This is a genomic window from Deltaproteobacteria bacterium (genome assembly GCA_009930495.1).
GTDB lineage: Bacteria > Desulfobacterota > Desulfovibrionia > Desulfovibrionales > Desulfomicrobiaceae > Desulfomicrobium.
Genome location: RZYB01000107.1, coordinates 1 through 9793, shown reverse-complemented (window position 1 = coordinate 9793; position 9793 = coordinate 1). Strand labels below are relative to the sequence as shown.

At 69.0% G+C, this 9793-nt stretch carries 7 protein-coding genes; 4 read left to right on the top strand and 3 right to left on the bottom strand.

Annotated elements, in window-relative coordinates; translation table 11 throughout:
* The 4 genes from EOL86_09540 to EOL86_09525 form a co-directional block, all read left to right on the top strand.
* A partial coding sequence (locus EOL86_09540; protein ID NCD25816.1) for a hypothetical protein occupies positions 1-1068 on the top strand: 1068 nt, incomplete at its 5' end.
* Entirely contained in the window at positions 975-1745 is a 771-nt protein-coding gene (locus tag EOL86_09535) for a 4'-phosphopantetheinyl transferase superfamily protein (protein ID NCD25815.1), read from the top strand. The genes EOL86_09540 and EOL86_09535, both read left to right, overlap by 94 nt.
* Positions 1746-1862: 117 nt before the next feature.
* A complete protein-coding gene (locus EOL86_09530; GenBank protein NCD25814.1) occupies positions 1863-2141 on the top strand; it encodes a type II toxin-antitoxin system Phd/YefM family antitoxin in 279 nt (92 codons plus the stop codon).
* On the top strand, positions 2138-2428 hold the full coding sequence (locus tag EOL86_09525) for a type II toxin-antitoxin system RelE/ParE family toxin (protein NCD25813.1): 291 nt from the start codon (positions 2138-2140) through the stop codon (positions 2426-2428). Before EOL86_09530 ends, EOL86_09525 begins: the two co-directional genes overlap by 4 nt.
* A gap of 19 nt (positions 2429-2447) precedes the next feature.
* Here the strand turns inward: EOL86_09525 and EOL86_09520 are convergent, their stop codons facing one another.
* The 3 genes from EOL86_09520 to EOL86_09510 all read right to left on the bottom strand — a co-directional run.
* Complete coding sequence (locus EOL86_09520) at positions 2448-3251, bottom strand: thioesterase (GenBank protein ID NCD25812.1); 804 nt, start codon at positions 3249-3251, stop codon at positions 2448-2450.
* Positions 3170-6061, bottom strand: a complete 2892-nt coding sequence (locus EOL86_09515; GenBank protein NCD25811.1) for a type I polyketide synthase — start codon at positions 6059-6061, stop codon at positions 3170-3172. The genes EOL86_09520 and EOL86_09515 overlap by 82 nt, the downstream gene beginning before the upstream one ends.
* A partial coding sequence (locus EOL86_09510; protein ID NCD25810.1) for an SDR family NAD(P)-dependent oxidoreductase occupies positions 6061-9793 on the bottom strand: 3733 nt, incomplete at its 5' end. The genes EOL86_09510 and EOL86_09515, both read right to left, overlap by 1 nt.

The following is a 9793-nucleotide window of genomic DNA, read 5'->3' as shown; positions in this document are numbered from 1 at the left end:
GGCTTCGGATTCAGGACCTGCGACGCGGAAGAGCTGGAACCCATGGTCGAGGAGGCGACACGCGCCACGGATTTGACCCGCGGCCCCCTGGCCTGGGCCGTGCTCGTTCCCGGCCGGGATGAAACGGGCGACGCCTTGGCCCTGGTCATCCACCACCTCATCGTGGACGGGGTGTCCTGGCGCGTCCTGCAGCAGGACTTCACCGCCGCCCTGAGTTGTCTGGACGAGGGACGACCAGTGGAATTGCCCAGCGCGGCGCTGGCGGACGATGGCTCGTTTCCGGCGTGGGCGCGGCGGCTGGCCGAATACGCCCACGATCCGACCGTGCTCGATCAGGCCGCGTTCTGGCGGTCCGTGCTGGCTGGCCGGCCCGGCCCCCTATCATCCGACGCGCTGGTCGCCGCGCGGCGCAAGACCGATTTGCGGGAGTGCTCCGTGCTGTTGGACGCCGAGTCCACGCGCAACCTCCTCGGCCCCTGCCGCAAGACCCTTGGCGCGGACATGGACGCCCTGCTTCTGGCGGGCCTGGTGCTGGCCGCGCGCGATTGGCGCGGCGCACCCGGCCTGACCGTGGATCTGGAGGGGCACGGCCGGCAGGAACTCTTTCCGGACGTGGCGCCCGGCGCCATCGTCGGCTGGTTCACCACGGTCCACCCCGTGGCGCTCATGGCGCGGGCGGACCTTGTCGCGACCGTCAACGGTGTGCGCCAGACCCTGGACGCCGCGCCGGACAAGGGGCTTGGTTTCGGTGTGCTCAAGCATGTGGCCGGAGTGGAATTGACGGACTACACGGCGGATGTGCTCTTCAATTATCTGGGCGATGCCTCGGACGCTGGCGGCGGACCGCTGGCCCTGGAGCGCATCGGCTTTCCCAGCGACGTGGCCCCTGATTATCCGCAGCAGGCCAAGCTGGCCGTGACCAGTCTGATCCGCGACGGCAGGCTGGATGTGACCATCGAAGCCCATGGCCAGGAATTCACGGCCGCCAGTCTGGAGGGTTTGCTGACGGCCCTGGAGCGGCGGCTGCGGGAGATCGCCGGCTATGGGCGGCGCGGAGAACGGCAGTGACTGATGCCGGGCCGTTGGTGCTGGCCGCGAACATCGCACGCTTCGACCACGCCTGGGAAAACGCCGTGCTGCCCCTGCTGCCCGAAGTCGAGAGCGCGTCCATCCGCAAGAATCGCCGCGCCGAAGACCGTTGTCGCCGCATTCTGGCCCGGCTGCTCCTGGCCCATGGGCTGCGCGTGCTGCACGGATGGGAGCTGCGCCAGGGCTTGGCCGCGCCGCGCCGCGAGCCCGAGGGGCGACCCTTTGTGCCGGGCCTGGATCGCGGCGTCAGTCTGAGCCATTCCGGGCGGTGGGCCGTCTGCGCTGTCGGCGGACCGGGTCAGGCGCGCGTCGGCGTCGATGTGGAGGAGATCCGGCCGCTACCGGTGGAGGATTTCGGCATCGTCTTCACGGCCGGGGAACTGCGCGCCATCCAGGCGCACGCCGTCCCGCACGCGGAGCTGATCCGGCGCTGGACCATCAAGGAAGCGGTGCTCAAGGCGCGGGGAAGCGGGCTGCTGGGCGACCCGCTGCTGGTCGATACGCAGGGGGACGGGGGCTCCGTCCAGGGCGAGGATTTCTGCTGGCGCCACCTGCATCTGGACCATGACCACTGGCTGACCGTGGCCGGAACAGGCCCGACCGGGCCGACGAAGCTGATCTTTCCCGAGTTGGAGTGGCCATGCGGGCCGGCCTGACCGATTCCTGGCGTTCACGAGTGCGCGCGGTCGGCAGAACACAGGCGGCCGAAAAATTCCGCATTGACAGAAAAGTACGTCCAAAAGTACTTCAGAACATACAAAAGGAGGCGCGCCATGCCAAAAATTCCCGACATCGTCCCGATCAGTGATTTCCGACAGGATGCCGCCGCCGTGCTCAAGAAACTGCGGTCCGGCACGGGCCCAATGGTTGTCACGCAACGAGGACGCGCCGTCGCGGTCATGCAAAGTGTCGAGGCCTATGAAAAGCTGGAACAGGAACGGAATTTGTTGCGAGTGCTCGCGGCGGGAGAACGCGAAATCGCCGCAAGGGAGGGACATACCCTGGGCAGCGTCATGAACGAGGCCGACGCCCTGCTTGGAGACGGGTTGTGAACATTTTGTTTACGCCCTCGGCAAGGCGCCAGTTTCTCGAGGGCCTGGAGTACATCCGATCGGACAACCCCGCAGCGGCGCGTCAGTTCCGACAAAAAGCCGAATCCGTCTTGAGTCGCTTGGCCGACTTTCCGGAATCGGGCCGCGTGATTCCCGAATTTCCGGAACTCCCGCATCGTGAAATCGTTGTGCGGCCGTATCGCTTTTTCTACCGAACAGTAGGCGAAACGGCGTGGATCGTGGCGGTCTGGCACTCGGCGCGCCTGCCGCGAATTCCAAAGAATTAACGCCGCGCCAATATCCCGCCTAGCGGACTGTTGAAAAATTCAAAATTCGCAGGCCGTTCAAAATCATGGCCAGAAGCTCTTCCAAATTTTCCGGCCGTTCCAAGACGTGAAAATGTCCGCCGGGCAGGACGTGGGCGGCAAAGTCCCTGGTTGTGTAACGCCGCCAGATTTCCGCGTCTTCCATGTCCACGATGTCGGCGTCGCCGCACAGGGCCGTGATGGGCGCGTCCACGGCCGGCAGGCGCGGACAGTCCCAGTCCAGGACCGCTTTCAGGTCGGCTCGCAGGATGGGCGCGAACAGGGCCATGAGTTCCGCGCTGGTCGCGATCTGATCCGGCATGCCGCCGAAATAGGCCGCGCTCTCCCGCCACAGATCCTGGTCCGAGAGTTCGGGGAATCCGGACGGGATATGGTGCCGTCCGGGCGTGCAGGTGCTGGAAATGACCACGTGGGCTGGAATCGGGGCGTGCCCTTCCAGGTCAACGGCCAGGGCGTGGGCCAGGATGCCGCCCATGCTGTGCCCGAAAAGGGCATAGTCGGTGCTTTCCGCCAAGGCGTCGAGCGCCTGACGGCGCAGATCGCGGACCATGTCCGCAATGTTGTCCAGCAGCGGCTCCCCCAGACGCCGGCCATGACCGGGCAATTCCAGTGGGACCAGCTTCATTGTTTTTCCCATGCCCGCGAACAGGGATGCGTACTGAACGGCGTTGCCGCCCGCATGCCCAAGCATGAAGAGCGTTTTCATTCCCCCTGCCCCCCGTTCTCCGGCCGGACGCCGAAGAAAGACTGCTGCATGGCGCAGATCCGCTGAAAGGCCTCGCATTGGAGCATGGCCAGGCGCACGGCGGCGTCATCGCTATTTCCTAAAGCATTACTTGAATTTTTTGCGGCATCATTTTCCGCCGTCGAAATGGGCGGTTGGGGCGCGGTCAGGGCAAACTCCGGCACAAGACGTTCCCGCTCGAACGGATAGGGCGGCATGGCCTCCGGCCGGACCGCCTCGTCCATCTGCCAGCGCCACGTCAGATCAAAGCCCAGGGCGTGCAATCTGGCCAGGCTTTGGGCCATGGGCTTCATTCCGGCGCCGGCGCTGGCCGAAAAAAGCCAGATCCCGTCCTCGCGGCATTGCCGGCCATAGGAGGTCAGGGTCGGACTGGCCCCGAGTTCCAGAAACACGCTTTCCCCGGCCCGGCGCAGCGCGTCGGAAAAACGCACGGGCTGGCGGGTCTGGGCGCGGAAATAAGCGGGCCACTCCACATCCGGGCCGAGATGTTCGCCGGTGCACCCCGACAGGATGGGAATCCTCGGCGCGGCAAAACGCAGCCCGCGCAAAAAGGTCTCGAACCGGTCCAGCATGGGCTCGATCAGGGGACAATGAAAGGCATGGGACACGGGCAGGGGACGGCTCTCCAGGCCCTTGGCGCGCAATCGCCGCACGGCCTCGTCCACTTCGTCCCTGGCGCCGGCGATGGTCACCGTGGCCGGGCCATTGACCGCGGCCACGGCCACGCCGGGCAAATCGGCCAGTTCCGCCATGACTTCGGCCTCGGAGGCCAGAACGGCGGCCATGGCTCCCTGATCCCTGATGGACGCGGCCAGCTCGCCGCGCGTCAGGGCGATGTCAAGCCCGGTTTCCAGATCGAATACCCCGGCCACATGGGCGGCGGCGTATTCGCCGATGCTGTGCCCGAACACGGCCGTCGGGAGCACGCCGCACTCCCGCCATACGGCGGCCAGGGCGGCCTGATGGGTATAGATGACCGGCTGGGTGCAGCGCGTGTCGTGCAGACGCGGATCGTCGGCCGCGAACATGACTTCGCGCAGGGAATAGCCCAGACGTGGCGCGGCCAGCGCGTCGCACCGTTCCAGCACGTCGCGGAAGACGGGAAAAAGCGAGTCCAGCGCGCGGCCCATGCCGGCCTGCTGCGAACCCTGCCCGCTGAACAAAAACAGGATCGAAGGCAAAACGGTCTCCCGTCGGCCCTTGGCCACGCCGCGCCGCGTCGTGCCCGCGCCGAACGCGCGCAAGCCGGTCACGGCTTCGCCGGAGTCGGCCACGGCCAGGGCCAGCCGCTCTGGCTCCAGCGGACGCAGCGTCGCCGCCGCGCACATGGCCGCCAAGGACTCGCCCTCTTCCAACCGCCGTGCGCAGCGCGCGGCCAGCGCGGCCAAGCCCTCCGTGCCGCGGGCGGACAGGGCCAGAACACGGCAGTCCGGCGCGGTCGCGGCCTCGGTTCGCGCCGACGTCGGCGGTTCGGCCACGAGCAGGTGCGCAAGGGTGCCGGAAATGGCGAAGCTGTCGATGCCGGCCACGCGCCGGGCATGGCCCTCGGGCCACGGCTGGGTCGCGGCCGCGACGCGGACCGGGATGGCGTCCCAATCGAGCAGGCTGTTGGGCGGCGTGCAGTGCAGGCTGGCCGGGATGACGCCGTCGCGCACGGCCAGCACGGTCTTGATCAGTCCGGCCATGCCCGAGGCCGCCTCCAGATGGGCGATATTGCTCTTGACCGCGCCGATGAGCAGGGGCCGCGTCCGCTGGCCGTAGACCTGGGCCAGGCTTTCAACCTCGATGGGGTCGCCCAGGGGCGTGCCCGTGCCGTGGGTTTCGACAAACCCGACGTCCTCCGGCCGCAGCCCCGCGTTGGCCAGGGCCCGGGTCATGACCAGACGCTGGCCCTTGGCGCTGGGCGCGGTAAAGCCCGGCGTTTTGCCATCGGAGCCAATGGCCCCGCCCAGAAGCACGGCGTGGACGCGCCGTCCGTTGCGCAGCGCGTCGCTCAGGCGTTCCAGCACGACCACCCCGCCGCCCTCGCCCCGACCGAAGCCGTCGGCCCCGGCCCCGAAGGCCTTGCAGCGCCCGTCCGGAGCCAGGGAGTGCATGGCGTTCAGCCAGTGGCTGGGCGTGGGACCCAGGAGCAGGTTCGCGGCCCCGGCCAGGGCCAGGGAGCACTCGCCCGCGCGCAAGCTGTTCACGGCCTGCATCACCGCCACCAGGGACGTGGCGCAGGCCGCCTCGGCGGACACGCACGGCCCGTGGCAGTCGTAAAAATGGGCGAGACGTCCGGGGAGCGTGCTGTGCATGTTGCCGGTCATGGTGTAGGGGTCGTCGGCCGAGGCGCGACCCGTGCCCAGAAGGTCGAAGAGATAGTCCGTGCCGGTCTTGCCCGCGAAAATGCCGGTGCCCGATCCGGCCAGGGCCGAGGGCGTAAGGCCCGCGTCGAGCACGGCCTGCCAGGACAGTTCCAGCAGCAGACGGTGCTGGGGATCGGTCATGGCCGCCTCGGCCGGCGTTTGGCCAAAGAGTTCGCGGTCAAAGGCGAAAATGTCGCGCGTCAGCAGCGCGGCATGGGTCAGGCCCGGCACGCGGGGCGCGTTGTCGGCGCCATGCCGGGAGCGCCACAGCGCGGCCCGTTCGGGCGGAATCTCGCGGACCGCGTCATGGCCCTGGTTCAGGAGGCGGCCAAAGGCCTCGGGCGTGTCCGCGTCGCCGTGCTCGTCGCCGGGAAAGAGACAGGACATGCCGATGATGGCCACGGGTTCGCGCACGGTCCGAACCTGCTCCCGCAGGTCGCGGATGGTGTCGCGGGCTCCGCGCAGGGCGGTTTTGTATTGCTGTTCCAAGGCCGCGTCCATCAGGCATCCCCCAGCAGGCTGTCGATGTCGGCCAGCAGCGCATCGGTGCTGCTGGCGGCGGACGCGGCATCCGGTTTGGGCGCGAGCCGGGCCTGGGGTTGAACCGTGGCCTTGGAAGAATCGCCATTGGACGAAGTCAGCCAGCCGACGATCTTTTCCAGGGTCGGATATTCGAAGATCATGGACACCGGCACGGCCCGGCCCAGTTCCCGCCCGACAATGTTGCGGAACTCCACGGCCAGCAGGGAGTCAAAGCCCTGCTCCAGCAGCGGGACATCCACGGCGATGCGCCCGGGATCGGCGAAGCCGAGCAGGCCGCAGGCCAGGGCACGCAAGCCCTGCAAAAGCACGACCGGGTCCGTGCCGTCGCCCAGGGCGGCTTTGGCCGGAGTTCGGGTTTCGTCCCGGCGCAGCCATTGCGGCGGGATCACGAAACGGAAATGCCTTGCGGCCGGTCCGCGCAGGGCGTCCCCGCGCTTGGCCGCGAAGCGCTTCCAGTCCATGTGCATGACGCCGAATTCCGCCAGCCCCAGGGCCTCCGCCGCCTGGAACGAAGCCAGGGCGTCCTCGGCGCGCAGTCCCAAAATTCCCTGCCGGTCCAGATGACCGCCGCGCCGCTCGGAAGCCAGAACCATGCCGCCGTCGCTCCACGGACCCCAGCCCACGCTGGCCGCCGCCCTGCCGTCGGCGCGGCGGAACCGGGCCAGGGCGTTCAGAAACTGGTTGGCCGCGTTGTAGTTGCCCTGCCCCTGGGTGCCGAGCAGCGATCCGGCCGAGGAATAAAGCACGAAATGATCCAGCGCGTCGTCCAGGGTGGCCAGATGCAGGTTGAGGGCTCCGGCCACCTTGGGCGCCATGACCGCGTCCATCCGCTCCGCCGTCAGTTCCGTGATCACGCCGTCGTCGAGAATGCCGGCGGCGTGGAAAACGCCGCGCAGGGGCGGGGCTTCGGCCCGCAACCGCGCCAACGCCGCGTTGACCTGGGTCTTGTCGGCCGCGTCGGCGCGCAGCTCGACCACGCCCACGCCCAGGGCGCGGATCTCGTCCAGCACGGCCAGGCCATGCGGCGAGCGCACCCCGGAGCGGGACAAAAGAGCCACGGTTTCGGCGCCGTTTCGGGCCAGCCACAGGGCAGCGTGCAGACCGAGCGCCCCGGAGCCGCCGCTGACAAGCTGCGTGCCGCGCACCGGCTTGGGCTCGGCCGCGGGCAGGCCCAGATCCTTGGCCCGGCGCAATGCGGCCGCATACGTCCCGCCGTCGCGCACGGCCCGCAAATCCCAGGATTCGGCCGCGCGGCACAGGCCAAGCAGGGCCCGCGTGTCGTCACCGGTCCAGGCGTCGCGCGGCATGTCCACGGCTCCGGCCCACAAATCCGGATGCTCCAGGGCGAAACTCTCCCCCAGCCCCCACGGCCCGGCTCCGGCCGGCCACGGCCGATCGTCCTTGGCCACGGCCATGACACCGCTCGTGACCAGATGGACGCGGACAGGATTCCCGCTGGCAATGACCGCTTGCAGCACCGCGAGCATGCGCGCCGCGTCCGCCGGTTCGGCTTGGGCCAGGGTGTCCAGGTCGGCCGCCCCACCGTGAATCAGCACCAGCCGCGCGTCCGGGCCGCGTTCGGAGACCAGACCGGGCACGGCCTCAGCCTTCATGGAAGCCGCGAGCAGCGTCACGTCGGGGCTGCCGGCCAGGGCACGAGCGCGGTCGTCGCGGCCGATGGGCAGCACCACCAGCGGGGCGTCGCCCCCAGCGTCCTGCTCCACCGCCTCCCAGATCCGCGCATGGATCAACTCCAGCGGACCGGCCTGCATCTGGCGGTAAAGGGTGGCGCGGTCGGTCATGCGGAAGACGAAACCGGTCAGGTCCATGACCGGACGGCCCTCGGCGTCCACGGCCAGGGTCGCGCCGCTCAGGGTCGCGTCGGCCGCGCCGCGCTCGGCCCGGGCATGACACCAGACCTGCTTCGGCACTTCCCGCCACAGGCGCAGGCGGTCCAGATGAAGCGGAATGAGCAGGGATTCCTCGGCCATCATGGTGTCGGCCAGTTCATGGAAAAACGGCGGCAGGATGGTTTGCAGCACGGAATCAAGAGCCCCCGGATAGATGACATGACCGGCCTCGCCGGCCTCGCCGCGCCGCGTCGCGACCCGGCACAGGGCTTCGCCGGCCTGGACCGAAATATCCTCGATACGCTGAAAGCCCGACCCGACCTCGTAGCCACGACTCAGAAACCGGTCATAAAAGGCGGCCTTGGTTTCACCGACGGCGAAACGCGTTCCGGGAGCATGGATCGGAGTCGGCGCAAGGCCGGCCTCGCGGACCATCACGCCGGTGCAGTGCGTCAGCCAGTCCCCGTCCCCGGCGCGACTGACGAGCCGAAAGCGGCCGTGGCCGGACGCGGGGGCATCGACGATGACCTGCACCTGGCGTCTGTCCCCGTCCTCGACCACCAGGGGGCTCAGAAAATCCACGTCGCGCAGCTCGCAGCGGGCCTCGCCCCACAGTTCACGGGCCGCGGCCAGGAGCATGGCCATGTGCCCGGCCGCCGGACTGATGGCCTTGCCGAAAATAACGTGCTCGTGCACGAAACCGGGGCCGGCCGAGGAAAAGACGGACTCGAACACCGCCGTGTCGCCCAGGGCCGGGCTGTGCAGGCGCTGACCGATGACCGAACCGCCTTCGACGAATCCGGCCGGCGGATCGGTCTGTACGTCCATCCAGTACCGCTCGCGCTGAAAGGGATACGGCGCCGGCGACACCTGGCGTGACGGAAAGGAGGCGAAAACGGCCGGCCAGTCCAGCTCGACCCCTTCGCGGTACAGGCGGCCCACGGCCGAGAACAGGGCGACCAGTCCGCCCTGCTTGGGCGACAGCGTGGGCACGCAGCGCAGGCCGGTTCCGCACTGATCGACCAAGCCCGCCAGGGACGCCGCCGGTCCGGCTTCAACGGCCAGCGCCGCGCCCTGGGCCAGGCTGGCCACGGCGTCGGCGAACCGGACCGGAGCCAGAATCTGATCGGTCCAGTATGTGGCGCGGCCGACATCGTCGCCGCACGGCCGACCCGTGACCGTGGAGACCAGGGTCATGCGCGCCGGCGGAGCCAGCCGGGCCGATGCGGCCACCGACGCGAACGCATCCGCCGCCCGCGCCATGGACGGGGAATGGAAGGCATGGGCCACGCGCAGTTCCTTGCCGCCGATGCCGCGCGCCGCCAGATCGGCCAGAAGCGCGGCCAGGGCAGGACGCGGGCCGGACACGGTCACGCTGGCCGGGGCGTTGACCGCCGCAACGGCCATGTCCGGATGCCCGGCCAGGAGCGCGGCCACCTCGGATTCGGTGGCGAAGATCGCGGCCATGCCTCCGTCCGGGGCCTGCCCCATGCACCGCCCGCGCGCGGCGGCCAGACGGAGCATGTCGGGCAGGGTCATGACTCCGGCGGCCACGGCGGCCGGATATTCGCCGATGCTATGCCCGCAGGCGCGGTCGAAGCGCAGGCCAAAGGATTCCCACAACCTCCACAACGCGTACGACACGGCCACGATGGCCGGCTGGGCCTGGGCCGTATGCGCCAGTTCCTCGGCCGTGGCGCCGCCATACAGAAGGCGGGGCAGATCGACATTCTCGGACGCGAGGACGCGGGCGCATTCGTCCAGGGCGTCGCGAAAGACCGGATAGGTCCGGTACACGTCCCGCCCCATGCCCGGATACTGGGAGCCCTGGCCGGTGAAA